General features: G+C 48.9%; 14 protein-coding genes. 6 read left to right on the forward strand and 8 right to left on the reverse strand.

What is annotated here, in order from left to right:
* Nucleotides 1-33 precede the first annotated feature (33 nt).
* The 3 genes from FCL47_RS06095 to FCL47_RS06105 form a co-directional block, all read right to left on the reverse strand.
* Nucleotides 34-3,990: a hypothetical protein gene (locus tag FCL47_RS06095; protein ID WP_136812578.1), complete on the reverse strand. Its 3,957-nt coding sequence runs from the start codon at nucleotides 3,988-3,990 to the stop codon at nucleotides 34-36.
* 119 nt (nucleotides 3,991-4,109) lie between these two features.
* On the reverse strand, nucleotides 4,110-5,297 hold the full coding sequence (locus FCL47_RS06100) for a DegT/DnrJ/EryC1/StrS aminotransferase family protein (protein WP_136812579.1): 1,188 nt from the start codon (nucleotides 5,295-5,297) through the stop codon (nucleotides 4,110-4,112).
* Between the two features lie 82 nt (nucleotides 5,298-5,379).
* The gene (locus tag FCL47_RS06105; protein ID WP_136812580.1) at nucleotides 5,380-6,396 is read right to left on the reverse strand and encodes an RNA polymerase sigma factor RpoD/SigA; all 1,017 of its coding nucleotides are present in this window, start codon (nucleotides 6,394-6,396) and stop codon (nucleotides 5,380-5,382) included.
* 253 nt (nucleotides 6,397-6,649) lie between these two features.
* Between FCL47_RS06105 and lepA the strand changes: the two genes are divergently transcribed.
* The 4 genes from lepA (at nucleotide 6,650) to FCL47_RS06125 (ending at nucleotide 11,730) form a co-directional block, all read left to right on the forward strand.
* Nucleotides 6,650-8,443: a translation elongation factor 4 gene (lepA, locus tag FCL47_RS06110; protein ID WP_136812581.1), complete on the forward strand. Its 1,794-nt coding sequence runs from the start codon at nucleotides 6,650-6,652 to the stop codon at nucleotides 8,441-8,443.
* A 38-nt stretch (nucleotides 8,444-8,481) separates the two neighbouring features.
* Nucleotides 8,482-9,114 (forward strand): DUF4136 domain-containing protein, encoded by a 633-nt coding sequence (locus FCL47_RS06115; protein WP_136812582.1) that lies wholly within the window; start codon nucleotides 8,482-8,484, stop codon nucleotides 9,112-9,114.
* Nucleotides 9,111-9,737: a lysophospholipid acyltransferase family protein gene (locus FCL47_RS06120; RefSeq protein ID WP_136812583.1), complete on the forward strand. Its 627-nt coding sequence runs from the start codon at nucleotides 9,111-9,113 to the stop codon at nucleotides 9,735-9,737. The genes FCL47_RS06115 and FCL47_RS06120 overlap by 4 nt, the downstream gene beginning before the upstream one ends.
* Before the next feature lie 232 nt (nucleotides 9,738-9,969).
* Nucleotides 9,970-11,730 carry a DUF342 domain-containing protein gene (locus FCL47_RS06125; protein ID WP_136812584.1) on the forward strand — a complete coding sequence of 587 codons (1,761 nt, stop codon included), beginning with the start codon at nucleotides 9,970-9,972 and terminating at the stop codon, nucleotides 11,728-11,730.
* A gap of 3 nt (nucleotides 11,731-11,733) precedes the next feature.
* On the opposite strand, the gene FCL47_RS06130 is transcribed toward FCL47_RS06125, so the two are convergent.
* The gene (locus tag FCL47_RS06130) at nucleotides 11,734-12,399 is read right to left on the reverse strand and encodes a Crp/Fnr family transcriptional regulator (protein WP_136812585.1); all 666 of its coding nucleotides are present in this window, start codon (nucleotides 12,397-12,399) and stop codon (nucleotides 11,734-11,736) included.
* A 444-nt stretch (nucleotides 12,400-12,843) separates the two neighbouring features.
* Here FCL47_RS06130 and dinB point away from each other — a divergent pair, with 444 nt between their 5' ends.
* Together dinB and sppA are read left to right on the forward strand one after the other, a co-directional pair.
* Nucleotides 12,844-13,935, forward strand: a complete 1,092-nt coding sequence (dinB, locus tag FCL47_RS06135; RefSeq protein ID WP_136812586.1) for a DNA polymerase IV — start codon at nucleotides 12,844-12,846, stop codon at nucleotides 13,933-13,935.
* Nucleotides 13,936-14,035: 100 nt separating this feature from the next.
* Nucleotides 14,036-15,886: a signal peptide peptidase SppA gene (gene sppA, locus FCL47_RS06140; protein WP_136812587.1), complete on the forward strand. Its 1,851-nt coding sequence runs from the start codon at nucleotides 14,036-14,038 to the stop codon at nucleotides 15,884-15,886.
* Between the two features lie 7 nt (nucleotides 15,887-15,893).
* On the opposite strand, the gene FCL47_RS06145 is transcribed toward sppA, so the two are convergent.
* From FCL47_RS06145 to bioD, 4 genes are all read right to left on the reverse strand, one after another.
* The gene (locus FCL47_RS06145; RefSeq protein WP_136812588.1) at nucleotides 15,894-16,268 is read right to left on the reverse strand and encodes a hypothetical protein; all 375 of its coding nucleotides are present in this window, start codon (nucleotides 16,266-16,268) and stop codon (nucleotides 15,894-15,896) included.
* A gap of 147 nt (nucleotides 16,269-16,415) precedes the next feature.
* Nucleotides 16,416-19,322, reverse strand: coding sequence for a pitrilysin family protein (locus FCL47_RS06150; protein WP_136812589.1), 2,907 nt, complete (start codon nucleotides 19,320-19,322; stop codon nucleotides 16,416-16,418).
* Nucleotides 19,323-19,443: 121 nt separating this feature from the next.
* The gene (locus tag FCL47_RS06155; protein WP_136812590.1) at nucleotides 19,444-19,653 is read right to left on the reverse strand and encodes a hypothetical protein; all 210 of its coding nucleotides are present in this window, start codon (nucleotides 19,651-19,653) and stop codon (nucleotides 19,444-19,446) included.
* Nucleotides 19,654-19,683: 30 nt separating this feature from the next.
* Nucleotides 19,684-20,370, reverse strand: coding sequence for a dethiobiotin synthase (bioD, locus tag FCL47_RS06160; RefSeq protein WP_136812591.1), 687 nt, complete (start codon nucleotides 20,368-20,370; stop codon nucleotides 19,684-19,686).
* Nucleotides 20,371-20,379: the final 9 nt, after the last annotated feature.

Below are 20,379 nucleotides of genomic sequence, written 5' to 3' on the forward strand. Positions count from 1 at the left end.
AGACCCATGCAGGAGGTACCGACAAAATAACTATCACCACCGATAGTGCAGTGACAGAAACAATCCTTTATCCTCAAAATCATCACTTCTAGATAAAGTAAAGTTGCCTTTTAATAAAAAATGTGGGCTCATTTCAAGGAAAATATTGAAATTGGTAGTAAAAGAGAGATTTTCATTATCTTCGAGGCCAATGGCATTGTCGATCGCATAATAGCTCATGCCCTTCTTTTCCCCTTGCTGATAGCCCAGGAAATCGTGCTGAAAATGCAGATTTACCCGATGTTCGGTAAAGAAGGAAGGACTCCAGTAAAAGAGTCCATCCATCGACTCCCCGACAGTTCCCGGGGCTTTGTTTTCATCATCGTTGATCAGATACTGGTAATCATACCGTACTGCCACCTGCAGGGATTCACCAAAAATACTGTACGATGAATAGCCGTGGAATCTGTTCTCGCCGTTCCCGTCATTGTAATAACGATGCCGTAAATCCCCGCCAAAAGACAGACCAACAGGGGTTTCAATACTCAAGCCGGTTTCAAACGACTGGTATGTTATTTGTCGCTGTATAGCCTCGATGGTATCGTATACCTGTTTTTTATCAAGCAGCACATACGCATTGACATAATCATCCAGCTGCCCTTTCAATTCGACTTCGTACTGAAATCCTGGATTACTGTTCCCAGTAATCTTTTCCGCTCCGCCCCCCAGAATCAATTCGTAGGCTTTGGTAAACTCATAGGTTGCGACGGTGTAAAGATAGTTGCTGCCGGTCGAACCTTCGGTATCCAGCGACGCGAAACGGTTATTGGTATAACGAATCCGAACGTCTTTATCAAGATCGGGAGTAAACCAGAAAGACGTTCCGACAGTCGTTCTCGCCACATCGATATGACCATCCCTCCCCTTTTTTTCCTCGTATTCAGCATTAAAGACACTCTGGGGACTGATCTGCAGAGTGGTACGTTCGATAGACTTTTCTAACTCGGGAGAAGTGGTTCCACTTTTCTGCATGGCATCATACACCTGCGCCTCTTTACGATACTTGCCAATTTTACCATAGATATTTGCAAGATCACTCATTCCTTCGGAGGAATCTTGTTTTGAAAGTCGTTTATAACTTTGTTCAGCGTAATAATAGTTACGATCAAAAATTGCTTTTCGTGCCGTATATTCACTGGCGATCAGTTTTTGCCAACTATATTTTTCAAATAATCCGGAGACAATTTTTCCCGCTTCATTGTCTCGATTATCGAGCAGAAATTGCGGTCCCATAAATTCAGCAATGATGTCGGGTTCAGACCGCAACAGCAGCATCATCTGGTTCCAGAAACTGTTTTCCCGGGAGAGATAATGATAATTTATCTGATTTTGCCTGAATTTTTCGCCGAGCAAATCCTGGACAGGTGGCGTCAGGAGTTGCCGGTAAATCTTTAACGCTTCAGCCTGCTGCTTATCCCCCCATAACAGCCTGGCAAGAACGAGGAGATCTTCAGTACTGTCTGAAGAGGTGAGTTTTGCCGCCAGATTCTCTATGCCGCCCCCTCCTTCTTCTTTTGTAAAGAGTACCAGTCCCTGTCCATACATCCCGCGGCGTGCTTCCACTTCGATGCGCTTTTTTTGAAAATATGGTTCCCCGGGATATTGGCGGATCAGCTTCGACAAAGCGACAACCGCATTTTGGCTCGTCCCCGTTGCAACCATTAATTCCGCCCAGACAGCTTGACCAACAAGAGAGTCGGGATATGTTTCAAGCGCTGCGGCGGCATATTTTCTGGCAGCACCATATTCTCGATACTCCATCTGTTTTAGAGCGACCGCCAGATATCTGGAAACCACCGGAGTGCCTTCAATGAGAACTTTATCATCGACGCCTGTTCCGTCATCTGTTTTTTTCAGCTTGCCCAGGAGCAAGCCTTTAAGGGTGATCAATTCAGGATCGAAAGGGCCATTGTCCAAGAGCGATCCGCATTGTCGATATGCCTCCCGTACCTCGCCCCTGTAGTAACTCAGCCAGCAGTGTTTTTTCTCTAAGGCTACCAGAAAAGGCAATAATTCTCGTTGCGTCGACAATTTCCCGGCCGCTGTCAGATAGAGGTCGATGATCTGCTGGGCTTCTGCATATTCCCCTTCCGCCTGCAGCATCTCTACTCGCACGAGCAGCAATCTGGCACCATGAGGGTCATAAGAAAATTTAGCATCGCGCTGCCCTGTGGTCTTCAGCAATTCCTGATACCAGCTCTTTGCACCAGCTACATTTTTATCGTTTACCGCATCTTCAGCCAGTTGAAAAAGGACATCTTCAACGAAGATATTACCCAGCAGCAGTTGGCGCAACAATTGCTCCGCCCGTTTCGTTTTTCCTTCTTTGCGCAGAGACCCCGCCATATGCAGGTCTATCCTGGTGGTTATCTCCGGCCAACCGGCGAAGCGTTCTTTCGCCCACTTACAGGTTCGCGCATATTCTTCAAACAGGAAATTATAAGAGAGCAGATCGAGATATGCCAACACGAAACGACTCAACACGCCTGCATCGGTTTGATATAGACCCCCTGTAAAAAACGATTTCAGTTTATTGCCGTTACCGATTTTTCCGGCAAGCAGCAGACATTTTTCTCGAAGCGCGAAATCATGCGGATCAAACGCCAGGCTCCTCTCATAGGAGGCGAGCGCTTTGATTTCCAGGCCCAGATGCTGCTCGGCATCGCCTTTCATGAGGTAGTAGAATTTTGATTTGTTTTTCTCGGCAGCAACCAAAGAAAGATACTCAACGGTCTTTTTATACAGCGCTTTCCGGTAATATTGCTCTGCAAGACGCAGGGCGATATCATCATCCCGGGCCGAGTGTTTAAAAAGAGTCGTCAGAACATCAATCAACTGTTCATGGTTGCCTTTCTTTTCCAGCAGATCAGCCATTTCAAGATACATTGCCGGTCGATCAAGAGTGATATCAGCAAGATCATTCCACAGCTGTTCAGCGCCTTCTTTTTCGACAATCCTCAAAAAATCAGCCGCGAGGATTGATTGTATCTCAGAGATTTTCGCTTTTACACCCCCGTCTTCCGGATGCTTTTGCAGGTATCTTTCGTAAAAAAACAGGGCTCGATCAGGCCGGTGCAGATCATCCTGGCTGATCTTTCCTGCCGTCAGCAGAAAGTGGTCATTATTTTGACTGTTATCGACGAGATACTTTACCTGCAGCAAAGCCGCTTCAAAGGCGCCAGCGTCCATATAATACTGGGCGAGCTTTTGTCGAAACGGTATATAATCGGGATGTCGATTAAGATATTCCTGCCAGAGTTCGCTTCTTTTTTTTTCGTAACCCGGTCCATCGAAAACCTGAACTGCCTGGAAGATTACCTGATCGCCTACAGACGGATTTTCCAGCAACTGACTGTAGAGTTTTCTGGCTTTGTCGTCTTTGCCGAGGCTATGCGCATCATCGGCCAGGGTGCGAATTACCGCGTGATTTTCCGGATGACGCAGGCTGTACTGCTCGAAAAGTGTAAAGGCAAGCTCTTTCTTGCCCTGATCCCTGAGACTGGTCGCAAGACCAAGAAGAGCGGGATCAGAGTTTGCCCCGTTCGGATCTTTTTCCAGCACTCTGCCGTAATAATCAATTGCTGTCGCATAATTTTTCCAGTGCAATGCCACAGCTCCGCCGGTCAGGAGATACTGACTATTATTGGGATCTTTATCTATCAGATCACCGACAATCTTCCCTGCGGTTGAATAATCGTCAACTTTGAGGAGAACCTTGCAATATTCCCAGTTGGCTTCTTCTATATTCGGCTTTAAGCTGTATAACTGGGCATAGGCATTGACCGCGAACAGGTAGTTTTCATCGCGGACAAATTCTCTGGCCTTATCCCACAGGATTTTCCATTGAGGTGACTCCAGTTCGCCCTGGATCATGGAGATATTTCTCTCCGGGGCAATTCTGTCGCCGGCAAAACAACCCGGCGCAGTCGCCCCGACAGAAATGATAAGCAAAAAAAATAGTTGGCTGTAAATAACGTTCTTCAGCCTGGATAGGATCATTGGCAAAGGAGGGTTTATACAATTGGCTCGCTCGTGTTATCTCTGTACTTGTCACCCCTCACGGTAACCTGTTAGCTATAAAACTGCACTATTTTCTCAACGACATATTCCTGCATCGCCTCGGTCAGCTCTGGATAGATGGGCAGTGCTATGGTGGTGTCCGCCGCCTTTTCAGCCTCCGGACACTGAACACCGGCACCAATGTCTCCAAGGCACTCCTGCTTGTGCAGGGGCACGGGGTAATACACTTCGCAGCCAATGTCGTTCTTATTCAGCCACTCCCGCAGCTCGTTGCGGCGCGCTACACGAAGTATATACTGATTATAGATGTGCACGTTCGGTATTCTGCCATCTGCTCCGGGCGTCTGGCTGTACACCACTTTCGGCACGACAATCTGCTGCGCATCAACTAGACCTGACTGCAGGAAAAGACTATCGTAGCGCCTCGCATTTGCGCATCGGCCGGCATGCCATCTTTCAAGATATGGCAGTTTTACCCGCAGGGCGGCAGCCTGGATCGGGTCCAGGCGAAAATTGCCGCCGACCAGCTTATGATAATATTTTGGATGGGCACCGTGATTTCGCATTAAAACGAGACGTTCGGCAAAATCTTTATCCTGGGTGACCACCATCCCGGCATCCCCTATCCCACCGAGATTTTTACTGGGAAAAAATGAAAAACAGCCGGCCAGTCCCATCGACCCTGCTCTTTTGTACGTCCCCTTGGCTGCACCTGCTGCAGGCAGAGGATACTCAGCGCCGATTGCCTGAGCGGCATCTTCAATGACAGGGAGACCGTAGCGGGCAGCCATCTCCATAATTGCCGACATATCGGCACACTGGCCATAGAGATGCACCGGAATGATGGCTTTTATTTCCCGGCTGGTATCAGCTGCCAGCACCTCTTCCATCTTTGCCGGATCGATATTAAAACTTATCGGATCAATATCGGCAAAAACTGGTATGGCGCCAACTCTGAGGATAACCCCCATCGTCGCAAAAAAAGAATAAGGCGTAGTCAGCACCTTATCTCCAGGCCCAATGCCAAGGCTCATCAAGGATATCAGCAAGGCATCGGTACCGCTGGTAACCCCAACTCCGTAAGCTGCCCCGCAATACTCCGCTATCTCCTTTTCAAACTCTTCAACTTCAGGACCCTGGATATAACGGGTAGATTTAACAACGCGGGTGACAGCAGCAAGAATATCATCTTCGAGGTATTCCAGCTGGGCCTGAAGATCTAATAAAGGTACTTTCATAGTAGTGAATTGTGGTGGAGTTAATTGATGGCGTGGTGAAAATTGACTGTTTACGAAATCATCGTCTGGAGACGATACCGGATCAGGATGACGAGTTGATAACTATTTTCTCACCGTCAAAATAATCTACGATATCGGGCATTTCTGCCTCAAGATATTTCTTCATTTTTTTCAGAAGATTTACTTCAATCTGCCGTACACGTTCTCTCGAAATATCAAAACGGTCGGCAATATTCTGCAGGGTCAGTGGTTCATCGGTCAACAGTCGCTTTTCAAGGATCATCTTTTCCTTGTCGTTGAGCTTGACCTTGAGAATTTCCAGCAGCTCCGTCAGCTTCGCTTTGACTTCCTTGCCGGCCACCGTTGATTCGATCCCCGGTCCGTCGCTGGGGAGGAAATTTTTCTGTTCGTCTTCTGAGTCCGAACGTACCGGACTCTCCAGAGAGACATCCCAGTTATCCATTCGCTGACCCATTTCAACGACTTCGCGCTCCTTGACATTGAGACGTTCCGCCAGTAATTTCGGCTCAGCCGCAAATCCCTGGCCTTCAAGAAGCTTGCGTTCCTTATTGAGACTGAAAAAAAGCTTACGCTGCGCCTGGGTTGTACCTATTTTCACCAGACGCCAGTTGTCCATGATGAATTTCAAGACATATGCCCTGATCCAATAGGCGGCGTAGTAGGAAAATTTCACCCCGCGGTAGGGGTCGAATTTCTTGGTGGCCTGGACCAGACCAACATTTCCTTCCTGAATGAGATCCATGAAATTCTGCATCCAGTACTTCTGAAAATCCATGGCCACTTTGACCACCAGTCGGAGATTAGAACTCACCAGTCGGTATGCGGCATCCTGATCGCCGTCTTCACGAAAGCGCACCGCCAGTTCATCAGTCTCTTCTCTGGTTAGCAGTTCATATTGACTGATTTCCTGAAGATAGCGATGAAGAGCCGGGTTGCTGAGGGCAGGCAGATTCTCTTCATCAGCAACGTCCACCAGAGGATTCTCGTAGGCTTCGTCAATACTTCTGGTTGAATCGAGCTCTTCCTCTTCTAAAGAATCTATGTCTTTATCAGAATCGATTATATTGTTTTTGCTCATTTATTTGTCTCTCCGGAAAAATATACCCAGAAAATTAAGAAAGATTATGATATTACTCTACCTGAGCGAAAGTGCAATCATATTGTGCCGAAGAAAATGGGAATCAGCTTGACACCTGACGAGTAGTTTACTCGAATTCGCCAAAGGTACGTATAATATTTTATTTTATTAGTTCACTGGATGTGATAAATGATCAAATCGTTTAAAGTCGAATTAACCTGTCTCTCTTCACGGCCCACCTCAAAATAAAAAAATGAATAACATCAGAAACTTCAGTATAATCGCCCATATCGATCACGGTAAATCAACTCTTGCCGACCGCATGATTCAATTTTGCGGTCTGGTCACCGCCAGGGAATTCAAGGACCAGCTCCTCGATAACATGGATATAGAAAGGGAACGGGGGATCACCATTAAAAGCCAGACTATCTGTCTGCCGTATACCGCAAAAGACGGACAGCAGTATCAGCTCAACCTGGTAGACACCCCCGGTCACGTTGACTTCAGTTATGAGGTATCAAGGGCTCTCAGCTCCTGCGAAGGCGCCCTGCTGCTCATTGACGCTGCGCAGGGGGTCGAGGCCCAGACTCTCGCCAATCTCTATCTGGCCATGGAAAACGACCTGGAAATTATCCCGGTCATCAACAAAATCGATCTGCCCTCTGCCGAACCGGAACGTATTGCCCTGCAAATAGAAGAGGATCTTGGCCTTGATGTTGATCTGGTCCAATTCTGCTCCGCCAAAAACGGCACCGGCATAGAAGGTATCTTCGAAACCATAGTGGCCCATATTCCCCCACCGAAAGGCGACCCCAAGGCCCCTTTGCAGGCATTAATCTTTGATGCGAATTACGATTCGTTTCGCGGCACCCTCATCTCGGTCAGGATTATGAACGGGACAATAAAGCCCGGCGATATCATGTTTTTCATGGCCAACGGGGTCGAATACAAAGTGGATGAGGTCGGTCTGTTCAAGCTAAAAAGACAGCCGCAAAAACAGCTTAGCGCGGGACAGGTCGGCTATATTCTGGCAGGTATAAAGACCGTTGAAGATACCCGGCCGGGCGACACCATTACCTTGCGCGATCATCCCGCAGAGGCACCGCTACCAGGCTTCAGAGAAGTGCAGCAGGTCGTTTTTTCCTCAATCTACCCGATCGACACCGACGAATACGAAGACCTGGCCGCAGCCCTGGAAAAACTCAAGCTCAACGACGCAGCCCTCACCTTTGAGAAGGACTCGTCCGCCGCCCTTGGCTTCGGGTTCAGGTGCGGCTTCCTCGGACTCTTGCACCTCGAGGTTATCCAGGAGCGTCTTGAACGGGAATTTGATATTTCACTGATTCTGACGGTACCGTCGGTACAGTATATCTTCCACCTCACCGATGGCTCCACCATTCACGTCGACAATCCGGCTCATTTTCCAAACCCCTCTCATATTAAAAAGATAGAAGAGCCGTATATCAAAGCGACCATTTTGATGCCCGAAAAATATATGGGTACAGTTATGACCCTGTGTATGGAGCGGCGCGGCGAAAACACTACCTTCAACTATCCGATGCCCGGCCGAATTGAGCTGCAGTGCGAACTGCCGCTGGCCGAGGTTATTTATGACTTTTATGACCGCTTGAAATCCGTCACGCAAGGCTATGGTTCGTTTGACTACGAGATGCTCGATTACCGCAAAAGCGATCTGGTCAAACTCGATATTCTGGTGAACAGTGAACCCGTCGACGCCTTGTCGCAGCTGGTCCATCGCAGCAGCTCGAGAGCCAGAGGGCTCCACGCCTGTGAGATGCTGAAACTGGAAATTCCCAGACAAATGTTTAAAATAGCTATACAGGCTGCGATTGGCGGAGCTATTATAGCCAGAACGACCATATCGGCACTGCGCAAAGATGTCACCGCCAAGTGTTACGGGGGTGATATCTCGCGCAAAAGAAAATTGCTCGAGAAACAAAAGGCTGGCAAAAAGCGAATGAAAACCATCGGCAACGTCGATATTCCGCAGACGGCTTTTCTGGCAGTATTAAAATCCGAACAATAACCGTCACGGACTCAATCCTTAAAATTTTCGGAGGCTCAATGAAAAAACAACACATCGTCTCCTCCCGGCTAGGCGGCTGTTTCAGGGTGCCTCCCCTGTTATTTTTCATCCTTGCGGTGGTTGCACTTTTCCTGTCATCCTGCGCGCAGGTGGAGGTCAGTCAGGACTTTGACACAGGCTACCTCTTTGATAAGAAAAACACCTATGGTTGGAACACAGCGATACCAGCAGGTAACGGTGACCTCCTTTTGAGCGATGAACTGCTGGCCAAAAGGTTTAAATCCGCGATAGATACAACGCTTGCCAACCGTGGTTTTATCCAGACCCCGCAACCAAATTATCTTGTCTCCTGTACCTATACAATCAAGAGCAGACTTGAGAGTGATACCTTCGATTCGGGTTTTGGTTTCGGTTTCGGTCGCTTTGGCCGTTATGGCGGAGTAGGCATGAGTACAGGGAGCACAATCCGGCAGTATGATCAGGGCACCCTGGTCATCAATATTCATTCAGCCGCAACCAAAAAGCTTATCTGGAAAGGTACGGGGAGCCGCGAGGTTTTTATCCACTCGACCCCGGATGAAATAACCCGCAGTGTCAACGAAATGGTTGAAGCAGTACTGGCTCAGTTTCCTCCGGTACAACAAACCACACGCACCAGTTACAATCCATGATCCAGTCCCTGTCAGCATCCCTTCTTTCCCTGCTCGGCTGGCATCTTGCCCCGCAGGTTCCGGCCGATACTAAAATCATCATCATAGGGGCACCGCATACCAGCAACTGGGATTTCCCCATGACCCTGCTGGCCTTATCTGCACTTGGGCTACGATATTCATGGATAGGCAAACATACCATGTTCAAAGAACCTTTCGGGAGCTTTTTCAAGAAAATAGGCGGCATACCCGTTGATCGAAAAGCGAGAAGTGGATTCATCGACGAAATGGTACGCACCTTTGCGGAAAGAGACCGGCTCGTACTGGCAATTGCGCCTGAAGGTACCCGGGCCAGAAAAGATCACTGGAAAGCAGGTTTCTACCAGATAGCCGTGCAGGCCCATGTCAACATCTGCCTGGGATATATTGATTATCCGACCAAGACCATTGGCCTTGGCCCAGTCCTGGTGCCGACGGGGGATATCCTTGGAGACTTCAATGTAATAAAGGCTTTTTATCAGGACAAGAAAGGTAAATACCCACACAAAGCAAGTACAATCTGCCTTCGTGACAAAGAAATTGCTCTTTTGCAGCAGCAACACCAAAAAGATCAAAGTGCTCCCGATAAAATAGACGTCGAATAAACGACAGCGAGTACGGTATCGTCCAGTTATCTCCGCCCACAGCGTCAAGAGCATTCACCCAGCGTTACCGCAACTCACCTTTGCCCAGATACAGCAGGAAGACCGGCCGGAAGATTTACTTGTCCATTTATACCCATTCTAATTTAAAATTATTATCTTACCGATAGGTATATCGATGGCATAAAACCTGGGTAGATTTTGATCATTTATAGCTTCAGAACTGGAATACTTAATGGATGTACAAACGGAAGAAAAACATGGCCGTAAAAAAATTCTAGAGCCGACCTACCATTTTTCATCGGAACTCATCAAAATTGGTGATGATTACACAACGGACAAAATTGCTGTTTCAGAGCTGGTGCGGTCAGGCCAGCTCCTCGTAGATTTTCCCAATTTTCAGCGGTTCGCCAACAAAGGATTTACCAAGCACGCTATTGAGCCCGGTGCCTGTGCCCACCTCTCGGAAGACGGGGAATCAATTCATGCAACAGTTGCCGGATATCCTAAAATCCAAATAATTCGTCGCCCTGATAGCCCTGATCCCCTTACAGTTATTTCGGTAGAACCTCTCCTGATTATTGCACAGGACAGAATGCAGGTGAGCCTTGCCATCCATCCGCCGCTCGAAAATGGTCATTCCCTGCAAAAAGAAGACATCAAGGAGCTGCTTGCTGAAGAAGGAATTGTTTTCGGAATAAATCACTCAACGATTGAAGAAATTACCGCTTTTATCAACGAAGAAAGCAACGAATTCAAAAGTTTTGTAATCGCCAACGGACAGACTGCTGGAAAAAGCACCAATGCGTATCTCAGGTATGATATGGAAATTGGGCCGATTGCCGGAACTGTTCTCGATAATGGCAATATTGACTTTCGGGAAAGGCGGATTATGGTCGGAGTGCTCGCCAACCAGTGTATTGCCACCAAAATTCCCGCCATTCAGGGAAAACCAGGGATCAATGTCTACGGGCAGGAGACACCCGCCCCTCCCGGACAGGATATTATCATACGAGTTCAGGGTGATGCGCGCTTCAGCGAAGAGACGATGCAGGTCACCGCCACCAAAGACGGTGTTCTTTCCATCGTCAATAATCACGTTATCAAAGTTCTTTCCCATCAAACCATTTCCAGCAATATAGACTTTGAGACGGGAAATATTGAGAGCATGAATGCCATCACTATCCTCGGTTCCGTGCAGCCGGGGTTTCGTGTCACCGTGGGGGGCGATCTCAAGATATCCGGCAGCGTCCTCTCTGCCTCGGTCATCTGCAACGGCAATCTGGTAGTCAGGGGCGGAACGACGGGAAAGAACTGTACCCTGCAGGTGCAGGGCGATGCCGATATCAATTTCATTGAGCGGGGATCATTGCAATGCGGTGGTATTGCCGTTATTCGAAAACAATCCTACTATAGTGAAATTACTGCCGGCTCTGATGTCCGGTGCCAAAATCTGAGCATCGTCATGGGTGGTCGAATCGTCGCAGAAGGCAATATAACCCTTGGCAATGTAGGCTCAGAAAACAGCACCCCGGCACTTATTGCTGCCGGCACCGTGGCTGAGCGACTTGTCCATCTACAGGAGCTCAAGACCAGTATTGTGCAGCAGCAGGACGCCATTATTCAATGGATACAGAGATATCGGGGAAGCTCCACATCAAAAAAGATACGCCGTATGGAGCGGCAGCTCGCGGAGACCAAGCTCCTGCTGCTGCGCGTGAATCTTATTCCGGGAACCGGTAGATATTCGCGAATTGCCGGCTCGGATGAGCAAAACAAGGTCGATATCGGCAAAGTCGAGCAAGACGCTGACTACAGCAGCGACGGTGCTATCGCTATCGAAAACATTAAAATCGATGTGGTCGGAACCATCTTTGCCGGTACCATTATCCAGATCGGCAATCGAACTCTGAAACTTGACAAGACGGTGTCAAAGAGGCAGTTTAAACTGCATGCCAACGGCAAGCGGATTCTCGCTGTCCCTCTTAAACGATAAAGATTATTCCTTTTCGCTTAACCTCTGTCGATCGAGCAGACTAATTTTTCTGCCGTTTACCTCGATGAGGCCTTCATCGCTCATCCGGGCGAATATGCGCGACAAGGTTTCAGGGATTGTGCCCAGCAGGCTGGCAAGCTGACCCTTGGAGATATCGAGTTCGACTTCGTCATCTTCACCCTGCTCCTGACTGAGGTAAAGTAAATAACCAGCGAGTCGGGCCGGGACTTCTTTTAACGAGAGGCTCTCAATCTGACTGGCGAACTTACGTAAGCGATGCGACAGCACGGCGAGCATATTTAAAGCGAGCGAGGGATTGGCCTCGACCAGCAGGATAAACTTATCGCGGGGAAAAAACAGAGTAACGGTTTTTTCCAAGGCTTCAGCCGTGGCCGGAAACGGCTGGCCATGAAACACCGGGACCTCGCCAAAAGGTTCGCCTTGACCGAAGATATGCAGGATATGTTCTTTCCCGGCAAAAGAGACCTTAAAAATCTTTACCCGGCCCTCTCCGACCATATAAAAACCGATTCCTTCATCGCCTTCAAAAAAGATATTTTCTCCCCGCTGGAAAGTTTTTTCAACCGCAATATTGGCAAGAGCTTCCACCTGTTGAGCAGGAAGACCTTCGAAAAGCAGGCTCGATCCGATAATTTCTTTTTTATGCATAGTGTACCATCGACAGCATCACCGCTGTCGCCAAGAGTAGAGGTATTGGTATGTCCTTTGCCGTTAATCCCTTGAGATACCATATTTCTCGCCGTTGATGAAGCTGAATATACTTTTGCGGTATTTCTCGAATCCTGCAGCATCATAAAATAATCTGATTACCTCTAATGTTCAGCTACTTAACCAGGGTGTGGGCTGTTTGTTTTACGGGTCTCTGCAGCCAAGGATGGCTGCAGCGAAGCCCCCCAGGGATGGGTTTACGGCGTCCCGGGAAACGAACAGCCCACACCCTTCCATTTCGACAAGCTGAGCTTGAGGGGTAATCAGATAAAATAATGTCCACAAGGCGAAAAAATGTCGTAAAATTTTCCTGAAAAGGCCAATATGGATATCAATAACTACACGTACCCAATACCTGTTTTCTGGTTGTCATCCCATTAAGAAATGTACAGTAAGCGAAAAATCGTGCACATCGACATGGATGCATTTTTTGCGTCCATCGAGCAAAAAGATACACCAGCCTTCCAGGGGAAACCGCTGATTGTCGGAGGCAGACCAGAAAGCAGAGGTGTCGTCGCCGCCTGCTCGTATGAAGCGCGCCGCTTTGGAATCCACTCGGCAATGCCATGCTCTCAGGCGATACGGCTCTGTCCGCAGGCAATTTTTACCAAGCCGAGAATGGACAGATATCGGGAAATTTCAACGCAGCTGATGGCTATTTTTCGTCGTTTCACCCCGCTCGTCGAACCGCTGTCCCTCGACGAAGCCTTTCTTGATGTAACGACAAACAACCAGAATCATCCATCCGCCACGATACTCGCGCAAAGAATTCGCTCCGAGATCTTCGAGGAATTGCACCTGACCGCCTCAGCCGGAGTTTCCTTTAATAAATTTTTAGCAAAAGTTGCCTCGGACTTTAAGAAACCAAACGGGCTCACGACAATTCCTCCGGAGAAAGCTGTCGACTTTCTTTCAGTGCTGCCTATTCGCAGGTTTTTCGGAGTGGGCAAAGTTACCGAAAAAAAAATGCTGCGCCTGGGCATTAAAACCGGGCATGATCTTCGCCGGATGGATAAAGAAACGCTCGTCTGCCATTTTGGCAAAACGGGTTTGTTTCTGTATGACATTGTTCGCGGCATTGACAACAGGCCCGTTGAGCCGACTCGGGAACGGAAATCGATCGGCAGTGAAACGACACTCTGCTGCGATACCAATGATAAGAATGAAATACACACTATCCTGTCTCATCTCGCCGAGCAGATTGAATATTCGCTGAAGAAGAAACAAACCGGCGGCTACACACTCACCCTTAAGGTCAGGTACCATGATTTCACCACGATAACCCGGTCGCAAACCGTCCAGGCGCCGATCTATTCAAGTGCCGGTATTCTTTCTCTGGTCCCAGGGTTGCTCGCGACGACCAGGGTGGGCGCCGCAAAAGTCCGACTGCTTGGCCTCTCCATCTCAAAACTTACCGGCAACAAAAGGATACCCCGCCAGCTGGTCCTTCCTTTTATGCAGCAGGGCAGCCTGTAACCGGTTATACTTATCTATATTATTGTTATCCTTGACCAGATGCTGCTGATACGACTTTATTTCTTATTTCTAAGTCACTAAAAGAGTCTTCACACACACCATGAAAAATATCATTCTTTTTATAGTTAACCTATTTAAATATATCGGCAAATTTTTTACCTTCATCAGAAACGTACTGTTCAACGGGCTGCTGCTCCTCGCCGCGGCAGCAATAATTTTTGCATTCGTACCCCGAGAAGTACAACAAATCCCCATCGGGGCGGTACTCAGATTGGATATTTCCGGTGATATCGTCGAGGAGAAAAAACTGCTCGGTTCTTTTGAAAGACTCTTTGGCGAATCGTTGAATATGGATGTTCCGGAACCTGAAACGGCCCTGCAGGACATTCTCGATGTTATCGATAACGGTGCGGCAGATGATCGAATCGCCGTCTTGCTTCTCAATTTAAAAGATATGTCTCATGCAGGCCTGAACCAGCTGCAGACCATTGGCGAGGCCCTCGAACGCTTTAAAGAAACCGGCAAGAGCGTGATTGCCGCAGAAGACTACTACACCCAGGCCCAGTACTATCTGGCGGCGTATGCGACCAAAATCATGGTCAACCCGATGGGCGGCGTCGATATTCACGGCTTCGGTGTCTATCACCTCTATTTTAAGGACGCACTGGATACGCTTAAGGTCAACTACAATGTATTCAAGGTAGGTACGTATAAATCCGCCCTTGAACCTTTTACCCGCAACTCAATGTCACAGGCCGATCAACAGCAGAATACAGTGTGGCTGTCGGCTCTCTGGCAGGTGTATACCAACGATATAGCCAGGCAACGGCATATTTCTCCAGAGGCTATTGAGCACTACACTGGCAATATAGCCGCAGCCCTCCATTCCACCGGCGGCAATACCGCCCAACTGGCCCTTGCAACCGGCCTGGTGGATCAGATTGCCACCAGACAGGAAGCCGCTGCATACCTGGATTCGCTCAATCCGAAAGCTGCCGGCCCGGCCAAAATACTGGCATCGGCTGACTATCTTAACTTGCTTACCCCATCATACCAGGGGGGCAATACGGAACAATCAAAGGTGGGACTTATCATTGCCGAAGGCGCAATTCTGCCGGGAAAACAACCCCCGGGCATGATTGGCGGTGATTCGCTGGCACAACTTATCAAGAATGCCCGGGAAAGCACACCAGTCAAGGCACTGGTCCTGCGCATTAATTCGGGGGGAGGTTCCGCTTTTGCATCTGAAGTAATCCGCCAGGAGCTGCTCGAACTCAAAAAAAGCGGTAAACCAATTGTTGTGTCGATGGGCGCCGTTGCGGCCTCAGGTGGGTATTGGATCGCCGCTGATGCTGATGAGATATGGGCCTCTCCGGCAACAATTACCGGTTCCATCGGTATTTTCGGAGCCATCCCAACCTTCGAGAACACTTTAGCTGCACTCGGGGTGTATCGCGATGGTCTTGGAACTACGCCACTGGCAGCGGGACTCGATATCACCCAGCCTCTGCCGGAACCGCTCAAGAATGCTATTCAGCAGACAATCGATTACAACTACGATCAATTTCTGCAGATAGTCGCAAGTGGCAGAAATATGAGCAAACGCAAGGTCGCCGAACTCGCCGAAGGTCGGGTCTATGACGGCCAGACCGCGCAGACCCTTGGCCTGGTCGATAATCTGGGTTCCCTTGACGAAGCCATTGATGCCGCGGCCCAACTGGCCAACCTGCAGGAGTATGCCACGGAATATATCCGCCTGCCAGAGTCAATCAAAGATCAGTTTCTGCAGTTTCTGACTACCGGACAAGCGTTTTTGGCGAACATACAGGGAAGCCAGATACCAGCCGTCGCGCAATTCCAGAAAACTGTCACCCGCCAATTGGCGCAGATCCTGCCTGTGGACGACCCCCGTGGCGTTTATGCACAATGCCTCGAGTATTTGAGCTGGTAGTTTTACTTCATATACGGTTTTTTCGCATGGTAAGCTCCAGCCACTGCCATGGGGCATCGAGTATTTTAAACCCGATGTCCCTATGGTAGGCACCTTTTTTTCTGCTCCAGCAAGGCTTCACCAGCATTCTATAATGTTTGCCGCCACCGGAAAGAACAGTCGTGTAGTGGTGTTTTTCGGCGGTAAACGATTTGGGCAGGTTGGTGATCTCAAACCCACCGGGGGAAATGTTTTCGACAAGGCCGCCAACTACTTTCCGGCCATCGGCCAGGTCTCCTGTAAAATCCGGAATAAGAGTACGACGATATTTTCGTCGGTGTTGACCGGATTGTAAGGTTCTGTTCCTCGTTTTCCGGTCATTGTCAGTCTTCGTCAAATGCATAGCAATCCCTCCCCCATCCATTTCTTGCCGCACAATTGCCTGTCTTTCCTTTTCCTTCAAGTCCGTCGATCCCCGCCTGCAATAAAACCATAACAACTTAAGCCAGTAACTTCCAGGCCATAAAATATCTTTAGGAGGTCCCGGTTATTATTTTTTACTGAAAGCCAAGTTGCCCTTACCTTTGCGCACATCTACATCTTCCGGTGTCACCCTCGCTATCGCAGCACGATCATTATGCAGATATCTGGCAGCCAGTTCATTGACGTCGGCAACACTGATCGAGGAAAAATCGCTGATAATTGTATCCGGCCATACTAATTGCTGCGGGTAGCGCACGGAAAGCGCCAGCACAGAATTCAGCCAGTACTGATTCGTACGGATATTTTCCTGCAGCGACGTCAGGAGCGGTCCCTTGGCACGAGTCAGTTCATCGTTGGTAATACCCTCTTTTTGCAATTGCTCGCTGATTCGGCATATCTCCGCGACGATGGCATTTTCAGTCCCCGGTTTAACCAGCACCTGGGAGATGATATAGCCATAGCCCTGGAAATCACGACTACTGAAACTGGCAACATTGGGCGAATAGCTGGCAGCTAATTTCTCCCGGATGACCTCCCGCAATCTATCACCAAACACACTGGCCAAAAGATGCAATCGTCTGGTTCTATGAATATCCCAAAAATCGTCAGTCGGCCAGGCAATGACGATCAAAGACTTCTCGACCGAGGTGTTAACTTTAACGACAAGTTTTTTACCGGCAGGAAATTGCAGCTCAGGCAAGTCAGGGACTTTGGCGGGACGCAGGGCCAGACCCGAAAAATATTTTGTCAGCACGGCAACGATCTTGTCCCGGTCAAAATCACCCACTACGGATATTTCCAGGTCTCCCGGTCGGAGAAGAGGAGAGGCCCATTTCTGCAGGGAGGTGAAATTCACCTGGGCCACATCCGACCAGGGCGGCAGGCCGAATTGTTTATTATAATCGGCTAAAAACGGCTGGACCGCAAGCGGCATCGCCCCCTCAATATCCTGACTTATCTTTTGATACATCTGCTCATAGTTTTTTCTTGCTCTGGTAAAAATATTTTCACGAAGCCCGGGATCGACAAGACGGTGGTACAGGACCTGACTGTAAAGCTCGAAATCCTTGGCCAGTGCAGTGCCGGTCCAGGAAAAATCAGATTCGTCAACTTTAAATGCCATCTGTATCGAGCTGCTGGCCAGCACCTCATCCATCGCCGATTGACTGAGACTCCCACTCCCCGAGCCATTAACCACATCCTCTAAAAACATGCCCACACCTGGTACAGGTTCTTTCATTTTACCTAAACCAAACACCGCTTTAACCCGTACTCTGTTTTCTTCAAAGGGGGTTTTTTTCAGGTTAACGACCAGGCCGTCGGGAAATACCAGTCGTTCAACATGAATGTCCTTGAGGTAACTTGTTTGCGGAGGCCCACTGGGAGGCGCCGGTTGTAAATAAGGGAATATCTGTTTTTGCTCGCTGATCGAGGCAATTACCGGCTCCTTCGTCACTTCCCGGTAAAGAGATGCAATCTCTGCTCTGCCCGTATCGCCCAGGGCGATATCGCCGGTCACCGAGATCAACCTGTTGTTATGGCTCCATCTCTCCTGAAAAGCCGCATTCACCTCGGCAGGAGTAATTTCCCTGGTAAGAGGCCCATACAACTCTTTTTCCTGTGTGGCAGACTGATAGACTCGATTATTACCCAGATGATCGATAATCCTGTTGGCAATTGTTCGGGAATCTTCCGAGTCAGCTGTCAGGACCCTGGCGTCCAGCTGGGCCAGAATTTCTTTTCTCGCCCGTTCGACCTCATCCTTTGAGAATCCATACACTAAGGCCTGACGCAAGATCCGGTCTAACGCAGTCACGGTCTCCTGCCAATGGCTGCCACCGACCTGGGCGACAAGGGATGCATAGCCGATACGGTTGACGATATCACCGGAGTAATAACCGGCACGGACGAAGGGTGGTTTGGCTTTTTCCTGTATCCGCTGAAGCCGGTAGTCGACAATCATCGAACCCATTAGACCGAGCAACTCTTTTTTTTCTAATTCGAGAGAATCGTTTTCCAGCGGCAGATCCCAGACACTCTGGATAGATACGTTGGTTTTGCCTAGTTCCGGCTCATAATGGTAAAATGCTTCGACTCCTTTTTGCTGCAGTTTGCCAAAAGCAGGGCATTCGGGCGCCGGGCCTGCCGGCGTAAGTGGCGAGAAATGTTTGTCTATGAGATCTGCGGTACGTTGCGGATCTATATCGCCAACAACGACTATGACCATATTATCCGGTCGGTACCATGCATCATAATAAGATTTAAGCAGAGCATGATCAGCTTCTTCCAGAGTCTTTGTCGTACCGATCGGCATCCTCTCCGGATAGCGCGTTCCGCGAAAAGCAAAATCACTGCCGGCAACGCTTGTCCTGTATTCGGCAGAATCCCGGGCCCGTTTTTCGGCCAGGATGACTCCACGCTCCCGGTCTATTTCACTCTCAAGCAGCAAAGCCCCCCGGGCATAATCAGCCATTACGCGCAGTCCGGAAGCGAGATCTTTCTCGGAACCACTCGGCAGAATAATATTGTAGACGGTCTGATCGTGGGTGGTCCGGGCATTGGTATCGCCGCCAAAACTCATCCCCAGCGATTGAAAATAGTTTACCAGACTGCCTGGAGGAAAATGCGTCGAACCGTTGAACATCATATGTTCAAGAAAATGAGCCAATCCCCGCTGGTTATCAGTTTCGTTAAGCGATCCAGCCTGCACGGCAAGATACATTGCTACCCGATGCGCCGGCTCCTGGTTCTGCTTCAGGACATATCGAAAGCCATTTTTCAGTTTCCCGCGCACTAAAGACGGATCCGGAACCAATTGGCTCACCTCGGAAGGCCAGCGTGTCGACAGACAGGCGGAAGTGGAATCAGGAGGGGAAGAAAGAGCGGTACCGGTAAAACCGGCTAATGCAAAAACCAGGGCCAGAAAGGCTGTTGTTTTACGAAAGGACAGGAACTTGAAACGTAGAAAGAACACATATTCACCATGGAAGATAGAAACAGCGGAACAGTTGCACGGAGACCAGGCACTTGGCTTGTAATCATCGCAGAAACTGTCAATGTACCAGCAGTTACTATTGAACCGGTGAACGTAGTTGTCAAACTGCTAATTCGTTGGTTTTGGCCTTTATCCAGCCCAGTCGGATAAAATATTGCTGACCGCAGTCGCGCCATTTGAGACAATGATCATTCTTATCCATCACCGGATAGTTTTTATCTGTATCTTTATCCACGCGGCAAAGGCCCGCATCAACGCTTTCCAGCCGAAAATACTTACAACGCAAACATATCTTCTGTCCATTGTGCATATACTTTTTACCTCTGGTGTTATGTGTGTTTCAGATGTCCCAGACATCTAATTTTTCCAGACCTTGCTGATATTTTTCAAGATGAAAAAGATCGATTACCGGACCCACAAAACCGTTTTTTTGCATATATCTGGTAAACACCTCTCTTGAATCCTGCTCTATCCGCGGATCAGAGCCACCAAAGCGATTATACAGGATCGCCGCCACCTCTATATTTCTTAATCGAGCCAGTTCCAGGGCAGCGAGCGTGTGGTTTATCGAGCCCAGCCGGGAACTGCTCACCAGAATGAGCGGATATTGTTCCATCTCAAGATAATCGATAAAGGTCTCCTCTTCGTTCAAAGGCACAAAGAGACCTCCGGCTCCCTCAAGAAAGACCAGCTCATACTGCTCCAGGAGCGAGGCTGTGGCCTGGCGTATGACATTGCAGTCAATTGTCTGTTTGTCCAGTCTGGCTGCCAGATGCGGCGAACATGGCACCGGGAAGACGTAGGGACAGGTGAGACCGTTTACATCAACCGGCTGCAGTTCAATGCCCATAATTTGCCGGTGCCGGACAATATCCTCACTGAGACCAAGACAACCGGTCTGGACAATTTTCTGAGTGATCGTCCTGAAGCCCTTGTCCCGAAAAGATTTGGCAAGAAGCCCGGTGGCAATGGTTTTGCCGATATCGGTATCAATGCCGGAGATACAATATACTCGCGGTGTCGCCATCGTCTTCCT

It is taken from the genome of Desulfopila sp. IMCC35006 (assembly GCF_005116645.1).
GTDB lineage: Bacteria > Desulfobacterota > Desulfobulbia > Desulfobulbales > Desulfocapsaceae > Desulforhopalus_A.

Excerpts from the sequence above, each read along its gene's own strand:
- FCL47_RS06100 (WP_136812579.1), bottom strand. The coding sequence starts at position 5,297 with ATGAAAGTACCTTTATTAGATCTTCAGGCCCAGCTGGAATACCTCGAA.
- FCL47_RS06105 (WP_136812580.1), bottom strand. The coding sequence starts at position 6,396 with ATGAGCAAAAACAATATAATCGATTCTGATAAAGACATAGATTCTTTA.
- lepA (WP_136812581.1), top strand. The coding sequence starts at position 6,650 with ATGAATAACATCAGAAACTTCAGTATAATCGCCCATATCGATCACGGT.
- FCL47_RS06115 (WP_136812582.1), top strand. The coding sequence starts at position 8,482 with ATGAAAAAACAACACATCGTCTCCTCCCGGCTAGGCGGCTGTTTCAGG.
- FCL47_RS06120 (WP_136812583.1), top strand. The coding sequence starts at position 9,111 with ATGATCCAGTCCCTGTCAGCATCCCTTCTTTCCCTGCTCGGCTGGCAT.
- FCL47_RS06125 (WP_136812584.1), top strand. The coding sequence starts at position 9,970 with ATGGATGTACAAACGGAAGAAAAACATGGCCGTAAAAAAATTCTAGAG.
- FCL47_RS06130 (WP_136812585.1), bottom strand. The coding sequence starts at position 12,399 with ATGCATAAAAAAGAAATTATCGGATCGAGCCTGCTTTTCGAAGGTCTT.
- dinB (WP_136812586.1), top strand. The coding sequence starts at position 12,844 with ATGTACAGTAAGCGAAAAATCGTGCACATCGACATGGATGCATTTTTT.
- sppA (WP_136812587.1), top strand. The coding sequence starts at position 14,036 with ATGAAAAATATCATTCTTTTTATAGTTAACCTATTTAAATATATCGGC.
- FCL47_RS06145 (WP_136812588.1), bottom strand. The coding sequence starts at position 16,268 with ATGCATTTGACGAAGACTGACAATGACCGGAAAACGAGGAACAGAACC.
- FCL47_RS06155 (WP_136812590.1), bottom strand. The coding sequence starts at position 19,653 with ATGCACAATGGACAGAAGATATGTTTGCGTTGTAAGTATTTTCGGCTG.
- bioD (WP_136812591.1), bottom strand. The coding sequence starts at position 20,370 with ATGGCGACACCGCGAGTATATTGTATCTCCGGCATTGATACCGATATC.